20 protein-coding genes are annotated in these 21,194 nt (G+C 70.6%); 9 read left to right on the top strand and 11 right to left on the bottom strand.

The features are described from left to right. Positions 1-13 precede the first annotated feature (13 nt). Positions 14-694: a GntR family transcriptional regulator gene (locus MMR14E_RS24390; RefSeq protein WP_331317857.1), complete on the top strand. Its 681-nt coding sequence runs from the start codon at positions 14-16 to the stop codon at positions 692-694. A gap of 31 nt (positions 695-725) precedes the next feature. Here the strand turns inward: MMR14E_RS24390 and MMR14E_RS24385 are convergent, their stop codons facing one another. Beyond that, complete coding sequence (locus MMR14E_RS24385; protein ID WP_331317855.1) at positions 726-1,655, bottom strand: class I SAM-dependent methyltransferase; 930 nt, start codon at positions 1,653-1,655, stop codon at positions 726-728. A gap of 175 nt (positions 1,656-1,830) precedes the next feature. After that, positions 1,831-2,484 carry a GntR family transcriptional regulator gene (locus MMR14E_RS24380; RefSeq protein ID WP_331317853.1) on the bottom strand — a complete coding sequence of 218 codons (654 nt, stop codon included), beginning with the start codon at positions 2,482-2,484 and terminating at the stop codon, positions 1,831-1,833. 193 nt (positions 2,485-2,677) lie between these two features. Between MMR14E_RS24380 and dctP the strand changes: the two genes are divergently transcribed. The 5 genes from dctP (at position 2,678) to MMR14E_RS24355 (ending at position 6,509) form a co-directional block, all read left to right on the top strand. Further along, a complete protein-coding gene (gene dctP, locus MMR14E_RS24375; protein WP_331317851.1) occupies positions 2,678-3,700 on the top strand; it encodes a TRAP transporter substrate-binding protein DctP in 1,023 nt (340 codons plus the stop codon). Beyond that, positions 3,697-4,389 carry a TRAP transporter small permease gene (locus MMR14E_RS24370; protein ID WP_331317849.1) on the top strand — a complete coding sequence of 231 codons (693 nt, stop codon included), beginning with the start codon at positions 3,697-3,699 and terminating at the stop codon, positions 4,387-4,389. Before dctP ends, MMR14E_RS24370 begins: the two co-directional genes overlap by 4 nt. Continuing rightward, a complete protein-coding gene (locus tag MMR14E_RS24365; protein ID WP_331317847.1) occupies positions 4,386-5,738 on the top strand; it encodes a TRAP transporter large permease in 1,353 nt (450 codons plus the stop codon). Before MMR14E_RS24370 ends, MMR14E_RS24365 begins: the two co-directional genes overlap by 4 nt. A 142-nt stretch (positions 5,739-5,880) precedes the next feature. Continuing rightward, positions 5,881-6,045 (top strand): DUF6894 family protein, encoded by a 165-nt coding sequence (locus tag MMR14E_RS24360; RefSeq protein ID WP_331318679.1) that lies wholly within the window; start codon positions 5,881-5,883, stop codon positions 6,043-6,045. After that, positions 6,042-6,509 carry a YbaK/EbsC family protein gene (locus tag MMR14E_RS24355; protein ID WP_331317845.1) on the top strand — a complete coding sequence of 156 codons (468 nt, stop codon included), beginning with the start codon at positions 6,042-6,044 and terminating at the stop codon, positions 6,507-6,509. The genes MMR14E_RS24360 and MMR14E_RS24355 overlap by 4 nt, the downstream gene beginning before the upstream one ends. A gap of 118 nt (positions 6,510-6,627) precedes the next feature. Here the strand turns inward: MMR14E_RS24355 and MMR14E_RS24350 are convergent, their stop codons facing one another. From MMR14E_RS24350 to MMR14E_RS24335, 4 genes are all read right to left on the bottom strand, one after another. Beyond that, a complete protein-coding gene (locus tag MMR14E_RS24350) occupies positions 6,628-7,440 on the bottom strand; it encodes an enoyl-CoA hydratase/isomerase family protein (protein ID WP_331317843.1) in 813 nt (270 codons plus the stop codon). 24 nt (positions 7,441-7,464) lie between these two features. Continuing rightward, positions 7,465-8,685: a CoA transferase gene (locus MMR14E_RS24345; protein WP_331317841.1), complete on the bottom strand. Its 1,221-nt coding sequence runs from the start codon at positions 8,683-8,685 to the stop codon at positions 7,465-7,467. Between the two features lie 6 nt (positions 8,686-8,691). Then, positions 8,692-9,984, bottom strand: a complete 1,293-nt coding sequence (locus MMR14E_RS24340; protein WP_331317839.1) for an MFS transporter — start codon at positions 9,982-9,984, stop codon at positions 8,692-8,694. Between the two features lie 223 nt (positions 9,985-10,207). Beyond that, a complete protein-coding gene (locus tag MMR14E_RS24335) occupies positions 10,208-11,458 on the bottom strand; it encodes a nitrate/nitrite transporter (protein WP_331317837.1) in 1,251 nt (416 codons plus the stop codon). A 498-nt stretch (positions 11,459-11,956) separates the two neighbouring features. Here MMR14E_RS24335 and MMR14E_RS24330 point away from each other — a divergent pair, with 498 nt between their 5' ends. Beyond that, a complete protein-coding gene (locus tag MMR14E_RS24330; RefSeq protein ID WP_331317835.1) occupies positions 11,957-12,910 on the top strand; it encodes a L,D-transpeptidase in 954 nt (317 codons plus the stop codon). A gap of 57 nt (positions 12,911-12,967) precedes the next feature. Here MMR14E_RS24330 and glpX read toward each other — a convergent pair whose 3' ends face one another. From glpX to MMR14E_RS24315, 3 genes are all read right to left on the bottom strand, one after another. Beyond that, positions 12,968-13,951, bottom strand: coding sequence for a class II fructose-bisphosphatase (gene glpX, locus MMR14E_RS24325; RefSeq protein WP_331317833.1), 984 nt, complete (start codon positions 13,949-13,951; stop codon positions 12,968-12,970). A gap of 145 nt (positions 13,952-14,096) precedes the next feature. Beyond that, entirely contained in the window at positions 14,097-15,413 is a 1,317-nt protein-coding gene (locus MMR14E_RS24320) for a homoserine dehydrogenase (protein WP_331317831.1), read from the bottom strand. Between the two features lie 109 nt (positions 15,414-15,522). Next, on the bottom strand, positions 15,523-16,209 hold the full coding sequence (locus MMR14E_RS24315; RefSeq protein WP_331317830.1) for a ceramidase domain-containing protein: 687 nt from the start codon (positions 16,207-16,209) through the stop codon (positions 15,523-15,525). A gap of 95 nt (positions 16,210-16,304) precedes the next feature. Between MMR14E_RS24315 and xth the strand changes: the two genes are divergently transcribed. Together xth and MMR14E_RS24305 are read left to right on the top strand one after the other, a co-directional pair. Beyond that, positions 16,305-17,099, top strand: a complete 795-nt coding sequence (gene xth / locus MMR14E_RS24310) for an exodeoxyribonuclease III (RefSeq protein WP_331317828.1) — start codon at positions 16,305-16,307, stop codon at positions 17,097-17,099. 67 nt (positions 17,100-17,166) lie between these two features. After that, entirely contained in the window at positions 17,167-17,790 is a 624-nt protein-coding gene (locus tag MMR14E_RS24305; RefSeq protein ID WP_331317827.1) for a glutathione S-transferase family protein, read from the top strand. 28 nt (positions 17,791-17,818) lie between these two features. On the opposite strand, the gene MMR14E_RS24300 is transcribed toward MMR14E_RS24305, so the two are convergent. Both MMR14E_RS24300 and ilvD read right to left on the bottom strand, forming a co-directional pair. Further along, positions 17,819-18,646, bottom strand: coding sequence for a tetratricopeptide repeat protein (locus MMR14E_RS24300; protein WP_331317825.1), 828 nt, complete (start codon positions 18,644-18,646; stop codon positions 17,819-17,821). A 224-nt stretch (positions 18,647-18,870) separates the two neighbouring features. Beyond that, on the bottom strand, positions 18,871-20,601 hold the full coding sequence (gene ilvD / locus MMR14E_RS24295) for a dihydroxy-acid dehydratase (protein WP_331317823.1): 1,731 nt from the start codon (positions 20,599-20,601) through the stop codon (positions 18,871-18,873). Positions 20,602-21,194: the final 593 nt, after the last annotated feature.

Below are 21,194 nucleotides of genomic sequence, written 5' to 3'. Positions count from 1 at the left end.
GTGTCGGGGGACCATGAATAAAATCGAGCCCGGGATCGGCATCAGCCGCCGCTACCTCCACGACGAGGTCGCCGAGCGCATGCGCGAGCTGATCCGGTCCGGCGAGATGGAGCCGAAGGCGCGGATCAACGAGAGCGAGCTGACCGAGCGCTTCGGGATCTCGCGGACGCCGCTGCGCGAGGCGATCAAGATCCTGGCGACGGAAGGTCTGCTGGAGCTGCTCCCGAACCGCGGGGCCCGCGTCGCCAGCATCTCGGATGCCGAACTCGAGGAGATGATGGAGGTGATCGCCGGCCTCGAAGCCACGGCCGGGGATCTGGCCTGCCGAACGATCACCGACGCCGACATCGACGCCCTGGTGGTCGATCACGCGGCGATGGTCGAGGCCTGGCAGGCGGGGGACGAGGCCGGCTATTTCAGCCACAATCGCCGGATCCACGAGGGGATCATGGCGGCGAGCCGCAACACGATCCTCGCCAACATCTACGAGAGCCTGTCCGGCCGGATCCAGCGCTCGCGCTACTCCGCCCATCAGACGCCCGAACAATGGGCGCGGGCCGTCTCCGAGCACGAGCGGATGATCGAACTGCTGCGTGCCCGCGACGGCGCCGCGCTGGCCGTGCTCATGCGCGAGCACATCCGCGGGAAGAAATCGGTGATCGCCGCCAATTACGGGGCGGCCGAGACCGCCTGAACGTCTCGGTCGCCGGAGACCGCACCCGCGATCAGCCGGGCATCCCGGTCATCTCGAACCAGAACGACGCGCCCGGCGTGCGCGAATCGTTCGCGTAGAGGAACGGGATGTCGGGGCCGGCGCCGCGGGCGGCGAAGACCGTCCTGACCCGGGCGCTCATCTCGGCATCCTGACAGATATACATCACCGGCGCGGTCACCCGGAACGGCGGCGCGCCGCACAGGAGCATCGCCGCCAGCAGATATTGCTCGTTGTACAGCCTGCAGTTCCATGCCGCGGGGTAGTCGTCCGGGATGAAGATGTCGTGGATCTGCACGATGACACCCGGCGCGAGGCGCGGCATCACCTCGAAGAAGAACACCGTCACGTCCGAATTGGCGAAGGAGCGGTGCGACCCGTCGAAGAACAGGATGTCGCCGGCTTTCAGCTCCTCGAAGACCTTCAGGTCGCACGATTCGAGCGGGCTGCGCACGGTCCAGTCGCACAGGGCGTCGATCTCGCGCCGCGGCATCGGATCGATCGAGGTGATCCGCGTCGGCAACTTCAGCGTGTCGATCGTGTGCCGGGCGAAGCAGGTCGAGCAGCCGGACCCGATCTCGTAGAACCGCTCGGGGCGCTTCCAGGCCAGCATCGTCATCAGCGCGGCGCCGTCGAGGGCGGTGAACCACGTGTTGTTCCAGTGGGGCGACGCCCTGCCGGCCGACGGGGCGTCGTGCGGGACGCTGTGCAGCAGGTCGGCCCAAACCTCGAGCTCCGTCAGGAACCGGTCGTAGGCCGCCCGGGACCGGCCGAGCACTGCCTTGAGCTGGCCGTGCGGCGCCCGGCCCGGCGTCCAGCGCGCGGACGGAACGACGGGGTAGTAATCGTGGACCGTGTGGCTCCAGCGGAACGCCTCCCGGCTCGCCCGGAAGATGTCCACGCCCGCCCGGCGGCCCGCGCTCCTGACGACGTCCTTCAGCATGCTCTGTCCCCGGTTGCGGGCGAACAATGCCGGTTATGCAACTTACGGTCGAGTCGCGCGGAACACCTACGCAGTCCGACCTGCCCGTAGGGTTAGGGCACCATGAACGGATCGTCCCGGGCCAGGCCCGGATCCGGCCGGACCGTCGGTATCGGCACCGTCGCGGCGCCTGCCTTCAGGCGGCGCTCTGCGCCCGCAAGCCCGCCACCAGATCGGTGAACCGGTCACCCTGGACGATCACGTGGCTACGCAGCGCGTCCGCGGCGCCGGCCTCGTCGCCCGCGATGATCGCGGCGACGATCGCCTCGTGCTCGGCCAGCGATTGCGGCAGGCGCTGGCGCACGCGCAGCTGCAGCCGGCGATAGGGGGCCAAGCGGCGATGGAGCGACAGCGCCTGCTCCGCCAGGAAGGCGTTCCGGCTCGCCCGGTAGACCACCGTGTGGAACACGTAGTTCTCGGCGTAGTAGGCCTCGGTGTCCTCGGTCGCCAGGGCGGCGCGGCAGCCCTCCAGCGCGGCGCGGAGCGCGGCGGCGTCCTCCGGCACGAGGCGACGCGCCGCGAGGCGGCCGCACGCCGCCTCGATCTCCGCCATGGTCTCGAACATGGCGAGCAGCAGGTGCGGCTCGGGCGCGCTGACGATCGCCCCGCGCCGGGGCTTCGTCTGCACCAGCCCGGTGACCGCGAGCTGCAGCAGCGCCTCGCGGATCGGCGTGCGCGAGACCCCGAAGCGGGCCGCGAGCTGATTCTCGTCGAGCCGCGATCCCAGCGCGAGCTCGCCGGAGACGATCTCATCCTCGATCCGCTGCCGCAGCCGCTGCGCGTGGCTCATGCTGCCGTTCCCTCCCCCGATGAACGGGTCGCACGCCGCTCCGCCCTTGAGGCCGGCGGATGTTCGGCGCGCGCGAACATTATGCTGGAGCATTGACAAAATATACAAGCCGGTTTCCCATGCATACAACGAGGCGCCGCACTATTGCAGCGCACAAAACAACGCCGCGTTGTTTGCGGTGCGGGAGAGCTCCATGACGCCTACTCGTCGCTCGCTGATCGCGGCCACGCTCGCGGCACCGGCCATCCTGCGGTTCGGCCTCAACAGCGCCCAGGCGGCCACGACGCTGAAGCTGTCCCACCAGTTTCCCGGCGGCACCATCGACGAGGGCGATTTCCGCGACCGCATGTGCCGGAAGTTCGCCAAGATGGTCGGCGAGCGTTCGAAGGGCGCCCTGGACGTCCAGGTCTACCCGGGCTCCTCGCTGATGAAGACGAACGCCCAGTTCGGCGCCATGCGCAAGGGCGCGCTCGACATGTCGCTCTACCCGAGCCCCTACGCGGGCGGCGAGATCCCGGAGCTCAATATCGGCCTGATGCCCGCCCTGGTGACGTCCTACGCCCAGGCCGTGGCGTGGAAGGCGGCCCCGGTCGGGCGCAAGCTCACCGAGATCCTGGACGCGAAGGGGATCATCCTGGTCTCCTGGGTCTGGCAGGCCGGCGGCGTCGCGAGCCGGGAGCGCGCCCTCGTGTCGCCGGCCGACGCCAAGGGCATGAAGGTCCGCGGCGGTTCGCGCGAGATGGACATGATGATGAAGGAGGCCGGCGCGGCCACCCTCTCGATCCCGTCGAACGAGTCCTACGCGGCGATGCAGACCGGCGCCTGCGACGCGGTGATCACCTCCTCCACCAGCCTGATCTCCTTCCGCCTGGAGGAGCTGTCCAAGGCCCTGACCTCGGGGCGCGAGCGCTCCTACTGGTTCATGCTCGAGCCGATCATGATGTCGAAGATCGTGTTCTCGGGCCTGCCGAAGGAGCAGCAGGACCTGATCATGGCGGTCGGCACGGAGCTCGAGGCCTTCGGCCAGTCCGGCGCGAAGGAGGACGACACCCGGGTCGAGGAGATCTTCGCCAAGGCCGGCGCCAAGGTCGTCCAGGTCGACGAGAAGTCCCTCGGCCAGTGGCGGGATCTCGCCCGCAGCACCGCCTGGAAGGATTACGCCGCCAAGAACGCGAACTGCGCGGAACTGCTGAAGCTCGCGGAGCAGGTCGCGTGAGCCACGGCTTCGACGCGGCCACGGCCGCACCGGAGGCGCGCGGGGCCGAGGAACCGCGCCTTCCGGGCCTCCTCGGCGCCTTCGACCGGGGCATGCGCCTCCTCAACAGGGTGATCCTGGCCGTGGGCGGCCTCTGCCTGGTAGCGGCCTGCCTCGTCCTCACTCACAGCGTCGTCGTCCGCTACCTCCTGAAGGAGCCGACGGAGTGGCAGGACGAGATGGCGGTGTTCCTGATCATCGGGGCCACCTTCCTGTCGGCGGCCGGCGTGCAGGCCAAGCGCGGGCACGTGGCGATCGAGGCCCTGACCGGCCTCCTCCCGCCCGCTGCGAACCGGGTCCGGCTCCTGCTGGCCGACGTCGTCAGCCTCGCCTTCTGCCTGTTCTTCGCGTGGAAGAGCTGGTCGCTCGATCACGAAGCCTGGGTCGACGGTCAGGTCTCGCAGTCGACTTGGGGTCCTTCCCTCTGGATCCCCTACACGCTCATGTCGGTCGGCATGAGCCTGCTGTGCCTGCAGTTCGTCCTGCAGATCGCCGAGGCCCTCGCCTACGGGCCGCGGGCCGCCGGCTGGGCGCAGCCCAAGATCGGGCTCGGGGCCGACGTCAATCGCGACATGCACGGGGCGGCCGCAGTCGCGCCGCGAGGACCGGATCCGCTGGGTCAGACCGTTTCCGCGAAGGTTGAACGATGAGCACGGCCGCGATCGGCTTCCTGTACGCGGGCGCGACCCTCGGGGCGATGCTCTCGGGCATCCCCATCGCCTTCGCGCTGGGCTTCGTGGCGCTCGCCTTCATGGTGGCGTTCATGCCCGGCGCCTCCCTCGATACGGTGGCGCAGAACGTCTACGAGGAGATGGCCTCGATCACCCTGCTGTCGATCCCGCTCTTCATCCTGAAGGGCGCGGCCATCGGACGGTCCAAGGCCGGCCAGGACCTCTACACGGCCATGCATGCCTGGATGCACCGCATCCCGGGCGGCCTGGGCATCGCCAACGTCTTCGCCTGCGCGCTGTTCGCCGCCATGGCGGGCTCCAGCCCGGCCACCTGCTCGGCGATCGGCTCGGCCGGCATCCCGGAGATGCGCAAGCGCGGCTACTCGCCGGGCTTCGCGGCCGGCATCATCGCGGCGGGCGGCACGCTCGGCATCCTCCTGCCGCCCTCGATCACCATGATCCTGTACGCGGTGGCGGCCGAGCAGTCGCTCGGGCGGCTGTTCCTCGCGGGCATCGGGCCGGGGCTGCTCCTGGTCAGCCTGTTCGCCGCGTGGTCGATGGTGCGCTTCCGCTCGGAATACGCCGCCGCGAAGGAGGCCCTGGAGCACGGCGGGCCGGCCTCGCCGATCCTGGCGGACGAGCAGTACAGCATGGCGCAGCGCTTCTCGACGCTGCCGCGTGTCCTGCCCTTCGTGGTCCTGCTCACCGGCGTGATGGTGGCGCTCTACGGCGGCTACGCCACGCCGTCCGAGACCGCGGGCCTCGGCGGGCTGATGGCCCTGGCGCTGATCGCCGCGATCTACGGGGTCTGGCGCTTCCGCGACGTCACGCCGATCCTGACGGCGACGCTGCGGGAATCGACCATGCTGATGCTGATCATCGGCATGTCGCTGCTCTACGCCTACGTGATGAGCTACCTGCACATCTCGCAATCGGCCGCCGCCGCGATCGTCGCGATGCAGCTCTCGCCGTGGGTGCTTCTGGTGACCATCCTGGCGCTGGTGATCGCGCTGGGGTTCTTCCTGCCGCCGGTCTCGATCATCCTGATGACGGCGCCGATCATCCTGCCGCCGCTCAAGGCCGCCGGGTTCGACCTCGTCTGGTTCGGCGTCGTGATGACCATTACCATGGAGATGGGCCTGATCCACCCGCCGGTGGGCCTCAACATCTTCGTCATCAAGAACATCGCCCCGGACATCCCGCTCTCGGACATCATCTGGGGCACCCTGCCCTTCGTGATCCTGATGGCGGTGGCGATCCTGATCCTGTGCCTCGTGCCGGGCATCGCGATGTGGCTGCCGGACCAGCTGCTCACGACGACGCGGTAGGTCGGTTCACCCGGTACACCGGATCCTGACCGGCCGCCGAGGGACCACCGCGCGGCCTCAAAGCTCGGCTTTTAAGGCACTGTTAACCATAGCAAGACCAATCCTGTCGGCAGACTACTTCTCTTAGAGATGCTTGGCGCCGATGCCCCGCTACTTCATCGACCTGCACGACGGCGCGCAGCCGATCCACGATGAGGTCGGGTTCGACCTGGCAGCGGCGGCCCGCGCCGGCGCGCTGGCCGGCGCGCCCGGAGCCGCCTATGGCGGAGCGCGCCGCCCCGATCCCGAATCTCGGACCGAACCATGAGCCTCGCCTCCGTGCGCGCCTTCTTCGCCGAGAAGGCGCCCGACATCGCGGTGATCGTGCTGGAGACCAGCACCGCGACCGTGGCCGAGGCGGCGGAGGGCCACGGCGTCGTCCCGGCCCAGATCGCCAAGACGCTCTCCATCCGGGTCGGCGATCGGGTCGCCCTGGTGGTGACGCGCGGCGACGCGCGGCTCGACAATCGGAAGGCCAAGGCCGCCTTCGGCGGCAAGGTGCGGATGCTCGACCTCGGCGAGGTGGAGGCGCTCACCGGCCATCCGGTGGGCGGCGTCTGCCCCTTCGGGCTGTCGACACCGCTGCCCGTCTACTGTGACGTGTCGCTGCGGGCGTTCGACGAGGTGGTGCCGGCGGCCGGCAGCACCCACAGCTCGGTGCGGATCGCGCCAACGCGGATGGCCGAGCTGACCGGCGCCGCCTGGGTCGATGTCTGCGCGCTGCCGGGCTGAGCGGCGCGGTGAGCGCCGTTCCCGCTCCGCACGAGGCGCGGGAGAGGGGCAAGGCGCCACTGCCGCGACACCGAAGACGCCTTCCCTTCGGACCGTCGCAACACCCTCCGGTGCGGTTCTAGCGCCCGGTCCAGTTGGGCGGGCGCTTGCCGAGGAAGGCTTCCATGCCCTCGCGGAAGTCCTGGCTCATGTAGCACATGAGGATCAGGTCATCGCCGGGATGCGGCGCGCCCTCGGCGCCGGCCTCCTCCTCGGCGAGGCGCCGCAGCCCCTCCTTGGTCGCCTGCATGGTCAGCGGCGCGTGGTTGGCGAGCAGCTGCGCCAGGGTGTCGACCCGCTCGGTGAGCGCGGCGCGATCGTCCACCATCTCGCCGATCAGCCCGATGGCGAGCGCCTCCTCGGCCCCGACGAGCCGGGCGGTGAAGATGATGTCCTTGACCCGCGCCGGGCCGATCAGGCCGGAGAGCCGCTTGAGGTTGCCCTGGCTCAGGCAGTTGCCGAGGGTGCGGGCGATCGGGAAGCCGAAGCGCGCGTCGCGCGTGGCGATGCGCAGGTCGCAGGCCGCCGCGATGGCCGCGCCGCCGCCCGTGCAGGCCCCGGCGATCGCCGCGATGGTCGGCACGCGCAGCCGCTCCAGCGAGCCCAGCACCCGGTCCATGAAGCGCTCGTAGCCCAGCGCGTCCTCGGCCGTGCTGAAGTCGCGGAACTGGGCGATGTCGGTCCCGGCCGCGAAGGCCTTGTCGCCCGCGCCGGTGATGATCAGCGCCTTGACCGCCGGGTTCCCGGCGATCGCCTCGCAGCAGGTGATCAGCCCCTGATACATCGCGAAGGTGAGCGCGTTGCGCGCCTGCGGACGGTTGAGGACGATGCGGGCGATGCCGGCCTCGTCGGTGGTGAACAGCAGCTCGTCGGTCGCGGGCTTGGCGGTCATGCGCGGCGTCTCCGGGTGGCGGCGTCAGGCCGCGGTCTCGCGGACCACGCCCCGCGCGATCAGCGCGTCGATCTCGGCGGGCGCGTAGCCGGCCTCTGCCAGGATCGCCCGGGAATGCTCGCCGAGCAACGGGGCCGGGCCGTGGACGCGCCCCGGCGTCTCGGAGAACTTCACCGGCAGGCCGAGGGTCTTCATGCGCCCGACCCGCGGGTGATCGACCTCCACCACCATCTCGCGGGCGAGCGCCTGCGGGTCGCGGTGCATCGCGTTCACGTCGAGGACCGGCCCGGCCGGGACGCCGCCGGCCTCGAGCCGGGCGAGCCACGCGGCCGAGCTGTGGGCCCGGAAGACCGGCGCGAGGGTCGCGGCGAGTTCGTGACGGTTGGCCATCCGGTCGCGGTTCAGCGCGAAGCGCGGGTCCTCGGCGAGGTCATCGGCGCCGATGGCCTTGAGCAGGCGCAGCCAGTTGGTCTGGTTGGCCGCGCCGATCGTGATCCAGCCGTCGGCGGTCTCGAAGGCCTCGTAGGGGGCGTTGAGCGGGTGGGCCGAGCCCATCGGGCCGGGCGCGATCCCGGTCGCCATGGCGATGGCCGACTGCCAGTAGGTGTGGGTGATGCCGGCCTCGAACAGCGACGTGTCGACCGCTTGGCCCCGGCCGGTCCGGAGCCGGTTCGCGTAGGCCGCGAGGACGCCCATGGCGGCCAGGATGCCGGCGGTGATGTCGGTCACCGGCGGCCCGCACTTCATGGGCGGACGCCCGGGCCCCTCCCCGGTGACCGACATGAGGCCGCTCATGCCCTGCGCCACGAGGTCGAACCCGGCCCGGTCGGCGTAGGGACCGGTGCGGCCGAAGCCGGAGAGCGAGCAGTAGACCAGTTCGGGGAACTCGACCTTCAGGGTCTCGTAGCCGATCCCGAGGCGCTCCATGGTGCCGCCGCGGTAGTTCTCGATCAGCGCGTCCGCGCCCGTGAGCAGGCGGCGCAGGACCGCGACCCCGTCCGGATCCTTGAGGTCGAGGCTGATGCCGCGCTTTCCGCGGTTCATCATCATGTAGGCGGCGCTCTCGCCCTCGAGGGCGGGCGGGACGGTGCGACGGGTGTCGTCGCCCTCCATCTTCTCGACCTTGATCACCTCCGCGCCCATGTCGGCGAGCATCAGCCCGCAGACCGGCCCGGCCATGATGTGGGCGAGCTCGATCACCCGCATACCGGCGAGCGGACCGGAGCGCTTCATGGTCTCCGCCATCGCGCGCTACTCCCCGGCCGGCACGGCGGCCGCGGGGCCGACCGACGGCGTGGCGGGATCCACGAACTCCCGCTCGGGGTGCATGGTGAACGCCAGCACGGCGCCGAGCAGGCATAGGCCGATCGAGCCGACGAAGGGCAGCGTCCAGCTCCCGGTCATGTCGACGATGACGCCGAAGACGATCGGCGACACGATCGCCGCCACGGCCGAGCCGGTGTTCATCAGCCCGCTGGCGGTGCCGGCGTATTTCGGTGCGATGTCCATCGGCACGGACCAGATCGGACCGATCACCAGCTCGGCGAAGAAGAAGCCGGAGGACAGGAGCAGCGCCACGAGGGTCAGGTCCCGCGTCATGAACACGCCGGCGAGGCTGGCGGCGGCGCCGAGGAAGCCGATCACGATCACCGACAGCCGGGCGAGCTTCACGTTGCCGGTGCGGTGCAGGATCGAGTCGCTGAGCAGGCCGCCGACCGTGTCGCCGACGACGCCGGCGAAGAACACGCCCGAGGCGAACAGGGCCGAGTTCTTCAGGTCGAGGCTGTAGTTCTCCTTGAAGAAACTCGGGAGCCAGCCGAGGAACAGCCACAGGGTCCAGCCGTAGCAGAAATACGTGATCGAGACCGGCAGCATGCGGCGGGTCAGGGCGCCCCACGGCACGCTCTGCTTCGCGCCGACCTTCCGGGGCGGCGGCAGCGTCTCGAGCTCCGCCGCGGTGATCGCCGGATGCTCGGACGGGTCGTCGCGGAAGTACAGCCACCAGATCGCGACCCAGACGAAGCTCACCGCGCCGAGGATCACGAAGCTGGTCCGCCAGCCGAAATGGTAGATCAGGAAGGCGACGATCGGCGGCGCCACCGCGTTGCCGAGCCGCGCGAAGGCGTGGGTGATGCCCTGCGCGAAGCCGCGCCGGCCGGGCGCCGTCCAGTTCTGCATCGCGCGGGTGGCGGTCGGGAAGGTCGCGCCCTCACCGAAGCCGAGCAGGACGCGCGCCAGGAACAGGCTGACGAGCCCGCCGACCATGCCGGTCAGGATGGTCGCCGCGGCCCAGATCACCCCGCAGGCGAGCAGCGTGCGCCGGGCGCCGAACTTGTCGCCGACCGATCCGCCGATGACCTGGAAGATGGCGTAGGGGTAGGCGAAGGCCGACAGGATCAGACCGAAATCGGTCTTCGACATGCCGAAATCGCGCATGATCTCCGCGCCGGCCGTGGCGATGTTCACCCGGTCCAGGTAGGTGATGAAGTACATCACGCACAGCAGGCCGAGCACGCCGTTCGTGGCGCTGAAGCGCTTCGACATCGACCGTTCCTCCCATGGGGCGCCGCCGCTCGCGGGCGCCGGGCGCCTCGGCATCGCGGCCGGGCGCTCTCTCGTAATGCATTATTCAAACGCGTCACGAGGCGGAAGGCAACCGCCGACCTGCATCCGGCACGCGAATTTGTCTTTTGCAGTGCAACCGAAAACGGGGGCCGCCAGGGCCCCCGCTCGCGTCCGCCGTCGCGGGATGGCGGCCCGGCGCCGGTCAGGCCGTCGCGGGCCGGAGCTGTCCCGGCTCGGCCTCGGTCGCGGTACCGAGCGCCTTGCCGCGCGGCCCGACCCAGGTCCCGACCCACTTGCGCTGCCACAGGGCGAGGCAGCCGAGAACGATCGCCGTGAAGACGGCGTAGCCGACGAAGCCCAGCGAGAACGAGCCGGTATACTGCTTGGACAGGCCCATGACGTTCGGCAGGATCGCGCCGCCCAGCGCCCCGATCTCGCCGATCATCGAGCCGGCCACGGCCGTGTTGGTCGGCCAGCGCAGCGGCACCAGCTGGAACAGCGCGCCGTTGCCGGCGCCGAGCGCGGCGAAGCACAGCATGAACAGGAGCGTCGTCAGCGCCAGGGACGGCGTCGCGGTCAGCGACAGCAGGGTCGCGATCGCCGCGAGCAGCACCACCGACAGGACCGCGATGCCGCCCATCCGGTCGGCGAAGTAGCCGCCGACGATCCGGATGCCCGATCCCATGAAGGCCGCCAGCATGGTCAGGCGCCCGGCCTCGACCTTCGTCACCGCGAACTGCTCGTAGAAGAAGGTCGGCAGGAAGTTCGACAGTCCAATGAAGCCGCCGAAGGTGATGACGTAGATCAGCGAGAACGCCCAGCCGTCCTTCGTGAACAGGCAGGAGACGTGCTCCTTGAAGGACTGGTGCTCGCAATCCGGCGGCTCCTTGGCGAGCACGATCATGATCGCCAGGGGCAGCAGCATGACGATGCCCGCGAAGGCGTAGGTGGTCTGCCAGCCGTAGGCCTGGGCCAGCGGCGGGGCGAACAGCACGGCCAGCACGGTGCCGGAATTGCCGGCGCCCGCGATGCCCATCGCCAGACCCTTGTGCTCCGGCGGGAACCAGCCCGAGCCGAGGGACAGGGCGACGCCGAAGGAGGCGCCGGCGATGCCGAGCAGGACGCCCATGGCGAGCACGTCGTTGTAGGAGGAGACGAACAGGTAGCCGTAGGCCATCGCCAGCATGATCACGCTCATCTCGGTGATCGCGGCGTTCTTGCGGCCGATATACTGGGCCAGGACGCCGAGCGGGAAGCGCATCAGCGCTCCGGCGAGGATCGGCAGCGAGATCATGAAGCCGGTCTGGGCCGGCGAGAGCTTGAAGGTCTCGGTGATGAACGGGCCCATGGCTCCGTTCAAAACCCAGATGGCGAAGCAGAAATCGAAGTAGAGGAATGCCGCGAACAGCGTCGGGGGGTGACCCGACTTCATCACCGTTTTGAAGCTGGCCATAGCTGGTGCTCGTCGTAAGTGGGCGAACCGTCACGCGGTCGCTCATGCCGGGGATCCGGACTCACACCGTCCGCTGTTTGGAGCGCCGTTGCTCCGCGGCCGCAGCAGGCGCGGCTGCGTGGGCAATGCAGCAAGCGTGCCATATCGCACCCGGCACCCGATGCCGGGATCGCTCGCCACCGGTCATGCCGCGGCCAGGCCGCGCGCCACCGAGTCGCTGCCGCTCGGCGAGGCAGGTCTGCCGACGAAACGGGCGGAGTCCGAAACCCTCACGGTTCGGTGAGCAGCGCGGTCGAGTTCGTTGCTGCACGAGGGCAACACAGGCGCGGAGAAACGACCCCGAAGACCCTGTAAGTTGCCCGTCATCGACGTCGGCAACTTGGCGGTAAAGCGCGACCTTTGCTAAGCCCCGGGATGAGCTGTGCCGCGACTTCGTGCCGGCCCGCTCGCTTGCGCGTCGCGGCAAGCCCCGGCGACGCCTCCCGAGGAATTCGAACCATGTCCGCCCCGCTCCGTCGCCTTCTCCTGGCCGGCTTCACGGTCCTCGCCCTCGCCTCAACCGCGCATGCCCAGGGCCGCGGCCCGGTGGGCGAGTCCGGGATCGACGGGTTCGGCGACGACGGCCAGCTCTACCAGGACCAGAACGGCGCGCTCTACGTCCGTCGCGGCGGCCGCTATCTGCCCTATACCGGCCGCACCGACTTCGTGCGCCCCGCCCCGCCGCGCCCCGCCGCACAGGCCCCGATCGCACCGCCGCTGCCGGCGACTGCCCTGGAGACGGACGATCCGACGGTTCCGGCCCGCCCGGGCAGCGCGGCTCCGGCCGAGGGCCTGTCGCCCCTGGAGGCCGCCAAGGCCAAGGCCGTCCTCCGCGCGCCGGACAACGAGCCGATCGACTACGCCAAGGTCTACGGCCCGATCGCGGACGACGTGTTCCCGGTCCAGGCGTTCAATTACAAGAAGATGAATCCCGCGTTCCTCCGGCAGGAGATCGCCTATCACGGTCCCTACGAGCCCGGGACCATCATCGTCGACCCGCGGGCCCACCAGCTCACGCTGGTCGAGGCGAACGGCCGGGCCCGGCGCTACGGCGTCGGCGTCGGCAAGCAGGGCTTCTCGTGGTCGGGCACCGCGACGGTGAACTCGAAGCAGGCGTGGCCGGACTGGTACCCGCCGAAGGAGATGATCGCCCGCAGCCCGAAGCTCGCCAGCGAGGTCGACAAACTGCAGAGCGGCCTCGGCGTCGCCGGCGGCCTGCGCAATCCGCTCGGCGCCCGGGCCATGTACCTCTGGCAGGGCAACAAGGACACGCTGTTCCGCATCCACGGGACGCTGGAGCCCTTCTCGATCGGCAAGAGCGTGTCGTCGGGGTGCATCCGGATGATCAATCAGGACGCGATCGACCTGTTCAGCCGCGTCAACGTCGGCACGAAGGTGGTGGTGCTGAACTGAGGCCGGGCCGAGCCCGAGAACCGAGCGCCGCCGGTCGAGGACCGGCGGCCTGACGGCTCAGGTCAGCCCGCGCCGGTGCTCCCCGAGGATCCGCCGCACCGTCCCGGCCTCGGACCGGTACACCAGGGTCTCGGTCTGGATCCTGTCCGGACGGAAGCGCACGCCGCGCAGCAGTGCCCCGTCGGTGATGCCGGTGGCGGCCACGATGACGTCGCCGCTCGCGAGGTCGGTCAGGTCGTACTTCCGGTCCACGTTCTCGATGCCCATCTCGGCGGCCCGGCGGCGCCGGTCCGGGGTGTCGAGGATCAGGCGTCCCTGCATCTGGCCGCCGATGCAGCGCATCGCGGCGGCCGCCAGCACGCCCTCCGGCGCCGCGCCGGTCCCGAGATACAGGTCGATGCCGGTCTCCTCGGGACTCGCCGTGAAGATGATCCCGGCGATGTCGCCGTCCGAGATCAGGCGCACCGCCGCGCCGGCCGCCCGCACCTCGGCCACGAGCGCCGCGTGGCGCGGCCGGTCGAGGATCAGTGCGGTGATCTGCTTCGGGTCGACGCCCTTCGCCCGGGCCAGCGCCACGATGTTGTCGGTCGGGCTGGCGTCGAGATCGACGAGACCGGGCGGGTAGCCGGGCCCGATGGCGATCTTCTGCATGTAGACGTCGGGCGCGGCGAGGAGCGAGCCGCGCTCGGCCATCGCCATCACGGCGATGGCGCCGGGCATGTCCTTGGCGCAGAGGGTCGTCCCCTCGAGCGGATCGACCGCGATGTCGACCTCGGGCCCTTCACCGAGACCGAGCTGCTCGCCGATGAAGAGCATCGGCGCCTGATCGCGCTCACCCTCCCCGATTACCACGGTGCCGCGGATCGGCAGGGCGTTGAGTTCGTCGCGCATCGCGTCGACCGCCGCCTGGTCGGCCGCCTTCTCGTCGCCCTGCCCGCGCAATCGCGCGGCGGCGATGGCGGCGCGCTCCGTCACGCGGGCCAGTTCGAGGGCGAGCGTGCGCGGGACGCCGCGCGATGCCGACTTGGGGGCCTCAGCCATGGTTTCCTGCCTCTGGCCGGGTCCGATCTTGGGGTCGGATCCCGGATGGATACCGTCGGATGACGGCCGCGCAGCGTATACGCCGGTTCGCTAAGGCCCACTATCCTGCATCAAGCGGTGGGGCGTCACGCTACCGTATGCACTGTTATTCACGCTCGATCCGGATCAGCTGCGGCGGCTCCGCCAGCAGCCCGTCGGCGCCGATGGCATCGAGCGCGTCGCGGATGTTGCCCTCGGTCGCCGCGTAGGTGATCAGCACCAGCGGCACGGGCCGGCCCGAGCGGCCGCGCGGATCGGCCTCCGGCCCCTCGACGCGCCGCTGCAGGATGCTCTCCAGGGAGATGGATCGTTCGGCCATCCGCTGCGCGACGCCGGCCGCGACGCCCGGGCGGTCATGGACGGTGAGGCGGATGTAGTAGCCGCCCTCGTGACGCTGCATCTCCACGCGCTCGCTGGCGCGCATCGCCGCGGCGGGGATGCCGAAGGTCGGGCGGATCACGCCGCGCGCCACGTCGGCGATGTCGGCCACCACCGCGGAGGCCGTGGCCTCGCCGCCGGCGCCGGGCCCGATCAGCGTGAGCTCGCCCACCGCGTCCGCGTCGATCGTCACAGCGTTCGTCACACCCATGACCTGCGCGATCGCCGAGGATTTCGGCACCATGGTCGGGTGGACCCGCTGCTCGATGCCGGCCTCGGTCGCCTGCGCGACGCCGAGCAGCTTGATCCGGTAGCCGAGCTCGTCCGCCATGCGCAGATCGAGGGGCTGCACCCGGGAGATGCCCTCCACCGACACGCCGTCCGCGTCGACCGCGGTCCCGAAGGCGAGGCTCGTCAGGATGGCGAGCTTGTGCGCGGTGTCGAACCCCTCGACGTCGAAGGTCGGGTCCGCCTCGGCGTAGCCCAGCGCCTGCGCGTCCTTCAGGCACGCCTCGAAGGTCAGCCCTTCCCGCTCCATGCGGCTGAGGATGTAGTTGCAGGTGCCGTTGAGGATCCCGTAGACGCGGGAGACCGCGTTGCCCGGCAGGCCCTCGCGGAGGGTCTTGATCACCGGGATGCCGCCGGCCACCGCCGCCTCGAAGGCGAGTGCCACGCCCTTCGCCTCGGCCTGCGCGGCCAGGGCGGCCCCGTGGCGGGCCAGAAGCGCCTTGTTGGCGGTCACCACCGGCCTGCCCGCTGCGAGCGCCGCCTCGACTACCGCCTTGGCCGGTCCCTCGGCGCCGCCGATCAGCTCGACCACGCAGTCGACGGTTTCCGACCGGGCGAGCGCCACCGGATCGTCGAACCACGCGATGTCGGACAGGTCGAGGCCGCGGTCCCGGCCGCGGTCGCGCGAGGAGACCGCGGTGACGCGGATATCGAGGCCCGCCGCCGCGAAGGCGGCGCGGCGGCGCTCGACCATCCGGACCACGGACGCACCGACGGTCCCGAGTCCGGCGATCCCGAGGCGAAAGCTCACTGTCATGACCCCTTCCGTGCCCGGACGACCGCGATGGGCCGGGCGCCCGATGCGGCGCACTTCTGCAAGAATTCCGCCCGGCCCGCAAGGAATTGGCCCTGGACCGCGGCGCGTCTCACCCGGCCGTCTCCCGGTGGCGGATCGCCGTCGCCACGAGGGCGTAGAGGACGGCGGCGTTCAGCACGTGCCAGAGCGGGTGCGTGCCGGTCGGCAGCAGCGCGCAGGCGGCGCGGTCGCCGGTCCGCGCGGCGAGCGAGACCAGGAAGAGCAGGCCGGTGCCGGCGAGCCGCCGCCCGGTCCCGACGAAGCGCTCCTCCGGCCGGCGCGCCGCCGCCCAGGCGACGCCGAACAGCGCCAGGAGGGCGGGCAGGTAGTCGACCGAGCCGTTGGTGAGATGCCCGACATCGAGGTCGGTCAGCCCCTCGAGCAGGGGCGTGAGCGCGAAGCCGAGGAGGGCGAAGCCCCCGGTCGCCGCCGCGACCCGGACCGGCGCCAAGCGCAGGAACCGCGAGAGGGCCAGGGCGAGGTAGGCGTAGATGAACAGCGCGATCGGGACGACGTCCGCGAGCATCGCCCAGTAGACCGCCAGGGTGTGGAACAGGAACGAGCCGACGCCCACCGCGGCGATCAGGGCCGCCAGCCCGAGGCAGGTCCGGTCCGGCGGATCCGCCACGGCGGCGCGGCGCGCCGCGGCGGAAGCGGCCAGCAGGAAGGCCGCGTTCGACAGCGCGTTCGCGGGCTCGGCCCAGAAGTCCGGCCCGCCCCGCTCGCAGTAAGCCGATACCGGCTCGAACCAGTTCATCCGCCGACCCTACTGCCCCGTCCTTGCGCCGGGATGGCCTTGTCAGCGCGACGCGAAGCGCGGATGACGGCCGGGCGGCGACCGGAAGCGAGGCGATGCGGATCACCACCTGGAACGTCAACTCGATCAAGCAGCGGCTCCCGCACCTGCTCGGCTTCCTGGAGGAGGCGCGGCCCGACGTGGTCTGCCTGCAGGAGCTCAAGTGCCAGGACGAGTCCTTCCCGCGCGCCGACATCGAGGCGGCGGGCTACGCGGTCGAGACGCTGGGCCAGAAGGCCTATAACGGCGTGGCACTGCTGGTCCGCGCGCCGCTCGCCATGTCGGAGATCCGGCGCGGGCTGCCGGGCGACGCGGACGACGAGCAGGCCCGCTACATCGAGGCGCTGATCGCCGGCGCGGACACACGCCCGGTGCGCGTGGCGTCGATCTACCTGCCGAACGGCAACCCGGTGGACAGCCCGAAATACCCGTACAAGCTCGCCTTCATGGAGCGGCTGCGGCTCCACGCCCGCGCGCTGCTGGACGACGAGATCGCGGTGGTCCTGGCGGGCGACTACAACGTCATCCCGGAGGCGGCCGACGCGGCCGATCCGGAGGCGTGGCGCTCGGACGCCCTGTTCCTCGGGGCGACCCGGGCGGCGTTCCGGGCGATCCTCGCCGAGGGCTACACCGACGCCCTGCGCGCCTGCGACCCGCGCGACGGGCTCTACACCTTCTGGGACTATCAAGCGGGGTGCTGGCAGCGGAATGCCGGCATCCGCATCGACCACCTGCTGCTCTCGCCCCAGGCCGGCGACCGCCTGGTCTCGGCCTCGGTCCAGAAGCACCTGCGCGGGCTCGACAAGCCGTCGGACCACGTGCCGGTCACGGCCGAACTGGCGGCGGACTGAAATCCTGCCCTATGTTAGCGGGCCGGCGCCTCTTTCGACGCCGCCCCCGACAGGTATGGAGCCCCGCTTGATCGTCTACGGTACCGGCTACTCGCCCTACGTCCGCAAGGTCCTGGTCTCCCTCGCCGAGAAGGGCGTTGCCTACGAGCACAGGCCGGTGATGTTCCACGCGCCCGACGCGGATTTTCAGGCGTCGAGCCCGCTCGGGAAGATCCCGGCCCTCGAGGATGACGGGTTCCGCCTCGCCGATTCTTCGGCGATCTTCTGGTATCTGGAGCGCAAATACCCGACGCCGGCCCTCGTCCCGGCCGATGCGAAAGGTCTTGGTCGCGCCGTCTGGTTCGACAAGTTCGGCGACACGGAGCTGTTCGCCAAGCTGATCGTGCCGTTCGTCGAGCGCATCCTGAAGCCCAACATGATGAAGCGGCCGACCGACGAGGCCGCGGTCACCGCGGCGCTGGAGACAGATCTGCCGCCGCTCTTCGACTATCTGGAGAGCGAGATCGCGGGCCCGTATCTGGTCGGCGAGGCCTTCAGCGTCGCCGACATCGCCATCGCGACGGGATTCTACAACTTCCATCTGGCGAAGGCGCGGGTCGACGCGGATCGCTGGCCGAAACTCGCGGCCTATATCGACGCGACGCTGGCGCGGCCGTCCTTCCAGGCCGCCCTGGACGCCAGGAAGGGCTGAGGCCGCGCGACGATCCGCAGGCGGGCCTTCAGCGCCGCTTGCGGATCGAGCCCACGGTCTGGAGCTGCGTCTGCGCCTCGGCGCGGTCGTCCTCGCTGGCGGCCGCCCAGTTCTTTTCGTAGAGCGCGACGATCCAGTCGTCCTTGCGGCTCTCGGCGCCTTCCCGGGCGAGGGAGAGCCACATCAGGCCCCGGACGCGCTGGATCGGGATTCCGCCCAGGCCGTTGACCAGCATGTCGCCGAGCAGCGCCTGCGCCGGGTGGTGGCCCTTCTCGGCGGCGAGGTTGAACCAGCGCGCGGCCTGCCGCGGGTCGGCCTCGACGCCGGTGCCGTCGAGGTAGAGCCGGGCGAGATTGTACTGCGCGTTGGGGTCCCCGTAATAGGACGCCGCGTAGTTGAACATGTCGTAGGCGCGCTCGGGATTCGGGCGCACGTAGGTGCCCTTGATCCCCTCCAGGAAGTAGGTGCCCAGAGCCGTGAAGGCGCTGCCCAGGACCGCCGAGTTCTGCGGATCGGGCCCGTCGTCGGTGCTGGCATCGGCGATCCGCGAGAAGAACTCGAACGCCTTCAGGTCGTCGTGCGGGACGCCGTCGCCGTCGGCGTACATCCGGCCGAGCTTCCACAGCGCCAGGGCGTGGCCCTGGCCGGCCGCGTACTCGAGGGCGCGCGCGGCGCCCTGCTTGTCGCCGGCATTGTACTCGCGCATGCCGGCGCGCAGGGCGTCCTTGGCCGAGCGGTAGCTCTTGTCGGCGACCGGGACCTGCACGGGCGTGCGGACATTGGCGTCGAGGGCGCGCGAGGGCGCGGCCGGCAGCGCGAGCAGGGCCAGCGCCCACNCCCTGCTTGGCGCCGGCATTGTACTCGCGCATGCCGGCGCGCAGGGCGTCCTTGGCCGAGCGGTAGCTCTTGTCGGCGACCGGGACCTGCACGGGCGTGCGGACATTGGCGTCGAGGGCGCGCGAGGGCGCGGCCGGCAGCGCGAGCAGGGCCAGCGCCCACGCCGCGACCGCGAGCCCGCCGGCGGACCGGAACCGACCGGGATCGGCCCCGGCCGGCTTCCTGCGCCGGCTGAGGTCAGTCCTAGACGTCCGCATAGCTCTGCGTCTCCTTGGCACCTCCCGGATGGGTGACGGCGCCGTACAGGGCCGGGCCGACGCCCTGCGCGTATTTCCAGAGGTAGCCGGAGGTCGCGGTGTTCGGCCGCGCGGTCCAGGCCTTGCGCCGCTCGGCCAGCTCCGCGTCCGACAGGGCGACGCTGAGCGTGCCCTGGATCGCGTCGAGGGTGATCACGTCGCCGTCGCGCAGCAGCCCGATCGGGCCGCCGACGGCGGCCTCGGGTCCGACATGGCCGACGCAGAAGCCCCGGGTCGCGCCGGAGAAGCGCCCGTCGGTGATCAGCGCGACCTTGTCGCCCATGCCCTGACCGTAGAGGGCCGCGGTGGTCGAGAGCATCTCGCGCATGCCGGGGCCGCCGCGCGGGCCCTCGTAGCGGATGACCAGAACCTCACCTTCCTTGTAGCTGCGGGCCTGGACCGCCGCGAAGCAGGCCTCCTCGCCGTCGAACACGCGGGCCGGGCCGGTGAAAACCTGCTTCTCGGCCGGGATGCCGGCGACCTTCACGATCGCGCCCTCGGGGGCGAGGTTGCCCTTCAGGCCGACGACGCCGCCGGTCGGGGTGATCGGCTTGTTGGCCGGGAAGACCACGTCCTGGTCCGGATTCCAGGTCACCCGGTCCATGTTCTCCGCGATGGTGCGGCCGGTGACCGTCAGGCAGTCGCCGTGCATGAAGCCGTGATCGAGGAGCGTCTTCATCAGCAGGGGGATGCCGCCGACCTCGAACATGTCCTTGGCGACGTAGCGCCCGCCGGGCTTCAGGTCGGCGATGTAGGGCGTGCGCCGGAAGATCTCGGCCACGTCGAACAGCGTGAACTCGATGCCGCACTCGTGCGCGATCGCCGGCAAGTGCAGCGCCGCGTTGGTGGAGCCGCCCGAGGCCGCCACCACCGTGGCGGCGTTCTCCAGCGCCTTGCGGGTGACGATGTCGCGCGGGCGGATGCGCTTCTCCAGGAGCTCCATCACCTTCTCGCCGGCGGTGGCGCAGAACTTGTCGCGGATCTCGTAGGGGGCCGGGGCGCCGGCCGAGTACGGCAGCGCCAGGCCGATCGCCTCGGAGACGGTCGCCATGGTGTTGGCGGTGAACTGCGCGCCGCAGGCGCCGGCCGACGGGCAGGCGACCTGCTCCAGCTCGTCGAGATCCTCGAGGCTCATGTCGCCGACGGCGACCTTGCCGACCGCCTCGAACAGGTCCTGGACGGTGACCGGCTTGCCGCGGAACGAGCCGGGCAGGATCGAGCCGCCGTAGATGAAGATCGAGGGCACGTTCAGCCGGACCATCGCCATCATCATGCCGGGCAGCGACTTGTCGCAGCCCGCGAGGCCGACGAGGGCGTCGTAGGCGTGGCCGCGCATGGTCAGCTCGACCGAGTCGGCGATGACCTCGCGCGACGGCAGCGACGCCCGCATGCCGCCATGGCCCATGGCGATGCCGTCGGTGACCGTGATCGTGCAGAACTCGCGCGGCGTCCCGTTGGCGGCGGCGACGCCCTTCTTCACCGCCTGTGCCTGGCGCATCAGCGAGATGTTGCAGGGCGCGGCCTCGTTCCAGCACGAAGCGACACCGACCAGCGGCTGGTGGATCTGCTCGCGGGTCAGGCCCATGGCGTAGAGGTAGGAGCGGTGCGGGGCGCGGTCGGGCCCCTCCGTGACGTGGCGGCTCGGCAGCTTCGACTTGTCGTTCAAACGCGTCACCATGACTTCAGACCAAGCCTTCGCAGCCGACCCCGAGGGTGCGTTGAACCGCGGCGCGTCGCCGTTCGCGAGGCGCCGGGAGATCCGTCCGCGTGCTCGGGAAGTCCTCGTTTCCGAACGGTAAACCGTTGTCGAATTTGCCGTTTACCGCGGATGTTGAGGTGGGCCCGGACTATGGCGGGATCGCGGCGTTTACGGGCAGGTCTCGGGGCGGAGCGGGGATCGTTTTACGGTGTTGCGACCCCGCCACAGCCACGCTTGCGGCCATTTCGGCGGCGACGACAAGATGAAGGACAATGGCGCGCCGCTACCGAGGCGTTCCTGCGCGACGCAACTTGTCTTCGGGCAAGCCGACGATCTCCCGGCCGCGATCCGGGCGGGACGCGGCAATCCGGCACCCGGAAAGTCGCTGTATCACTATCCCTGCGCGGGACCCGCGTCGGCAATACGCCGACCGACGGGCGGAACGACATGTCGCGCCGCCGCCGCGGCGGGCCCGGCGCACCACTCTGCTTGCGCGCCGAGCTGTCCTCGATCGCGCGGAACGGCGGTGCCGGCGCGCGTCCGTGGCGGCGTCTCGGGCCTGATCGGACGGA

Source organism: Methylobacterium mesophilicum, assembly GCF_036441335.1.
Lineage (GTDB): Bacteria > Pseudomonadota > Alphaproteobacteria > Rhizobiales > Beijerinckiaceae > Methylobacterium > Methylobacterium mesophilicum_B.
Note: the sequence above shows the minus strand (reverse complement) of the source record. Positions and strands in the feature narration are given on the sequence as shown.

Coding starts and splice junctions, on each gene's coding strand:
- MMR14E_RS24390 (WP_331317857.1), top strand. CDS start 14: ATGAATAAAATCGAGCCCGGGATCGGCATCAGCCGCCGCTACCTCCAC.
- MMR14E_RS24385 (WP_331317855.1), bottom strand. CDS start 1,655: ATGCTGAAGGACGTCGTCAGGAGCGCGGGCCGCCGGGCGGGCGTGGAC.
- MMR14E_RS24380 (WP_331317853.1), bottom strand. CDS start 2,484: ATGAGCCACGCGCAGCGGCTGCGGCAGCGGATCGAGGATGAGATCGTC.
- dctP (WP_331317851.1), top strand. CDS start 2,678: ATGACGCCTACTCGTCGCTCGCTGATCGCGGCCACGCTCGCGGCACCG.
- MMR14E_RS24365 (WP_331317847.1), top strand. CDS start 4,386: ATGAGCACGGCCGCGATCGGCTTCCTGTACGCGGGCGCGACCCTCGGG.
- MMR14E_RS24360 (WP_331318679.1), top strand. CDS start 5,881: ATGCCCCGCTACTTCATCGACCTGCACGACGGCGCGCAGCCGATCCAC.
- MMR14E_RS24355 (WP_331317845.1), top strand. CDS start 6,042: ATGAGCCTCGCCTCCGTGCGCGCCTTCTTCGCCGAGAAGGCGCCCGAC.
- MMR14E_RS24350 (WP_331317843.1), bottom strand. CDS start 7,440: ATGACCGCCAAGCCCGCGACCGACGAGCTGCTGTTCACCACCGACGAG.
- MMR14E_RS24345 (WP_331317841.1), bottom strand. CDS start 8,685: ATGGCGGAGACCATGAAGCGCTCCGGTCCGCTCGCCGGTATGCGGGTG.
- MMR14E_RS24340 (WP_331317839.1), bottom strand. CDS start 9,984: ATGTCGAAGCGCTTCAGCGCCACGAACGGCGTGCTCGGCCTGCTGTGC.
- MMR14E_RS24335 (WP_331317837.1), bottom strand. CDS start 11,458: ATGGCCAGCTTCAAAACGGTGATGAAGTCGGGTCACCCCCCGACGCTG.
- MMR14E_RS24330 (WP_331317835.1), top strand. CDS start 11,957: ATGTCCGCCCCGCTCCGTCGCCTTCTCCTGGCCGGCTTCACGGTCCTC.
- glpX (WP_331317833.1), bottom strand. CDS start 13,951: ATGGCTGAGGCCCCCAAGTCGGCATCGCGCGGCGTCCCGCGCACGCTC.
- MMR14E_RS24320 (WP_331317831.1), bottom strand. CDS start 15,413: ATGACAGTGAGCTTTCGCCTCGGGATCGCCGGACTCGGGACCGTCGGT.
- MMR14E_RS24315 (WP_331317830.1), bottom strand. CDS start 16,209: ATGAACTGGTTCGAGCCGGTATCGGCTTACTGCGAGCGGGGCGGGCCG.
- xth (WP_331317828.1), top strand. CDS start 16,305: ATGCGGATCACCACCTGGAACGTCAACTCGATCAAGCAGCGGCTCCCG.
- ilvD (WP_331317823.1), bottom strand. CDS start 20,601: ATGGTGACGCGTTTGAACGACAAGTCGAAGCTGCCGAGCCGCCACGTC.